Here is a 636-nt window from a genome sequence, read left to right on the forward strand (position 1 = left end):
AGTGCACTGCTGCAACGGGAAATGGCCCTGTTCCCAGACTGGTTGCTTGAGAAAAAGCTTGGTCTTGATTTGAGTGAAGACGAGAGGCAGCTTTTAAAGGCAAGCTTTCATGCTTTGGAAGAAAGTGCTTTGGCTCAACCACAAGTCGTTGTCCATCGTGACTATCATGCGCGAAATTTGATGGTGGTTGGTGAAGAGCTGGGAATAATCGATTTTCAGGATGCGGTGCAAGGTCCTAACACCTACGACCTGGTTTCCCTGCTTCGTGATTGTTACATCGTTTGGCCAAACGAGCAGCTTGAGTCTTGGTGCAGAGACTTTTACGACTTATTGAGTGATTCGGCTGAGCGACAAGCGAGCTTTGAACAGTTCAAACGAGATTTCGACTTAATGGGCATGCAGCGGCATCTGAAAGCGGCCGGTATTTTTGCTCGTCTATCCCTGCGAGATGGAAAGCATGGCTATTTGAATGATATTCCAAGAACGGTGCAGTATATCGTTAAAGTCAGTGCGGCTTACCCTGAGTTTCAGGAGCTGACTCACTTTCTTGAGCAGAGGGTATTGCCTGGGCTATCAGAAAAGCTGGGAGCTTCTTCATGAAAGCGATGATTCTTGCAGCAGGCCTTGGCAAGCGTA

General features: G+C 48.0%; 1 protein-coding gene. It reads left to right on the plus strand.

Going from position 1 to position 636, the window contains the following annotated elements:
- A partial coding sequence (locus A3766_RS05700) for an aminoglycoside phosphotransferase family protein (RefSeq protein WP_156508716.1) occupies positions 1-600 on the plus strand: 600 nt, incomplete at its 5' end.
- Between the last annotated feature and the right edge of the window lie 36 nt (positions 601-636).

The sequence above is a fragment of the Oleiphilus sp. HI0132 genome (genome assembly GCF_001635845.1).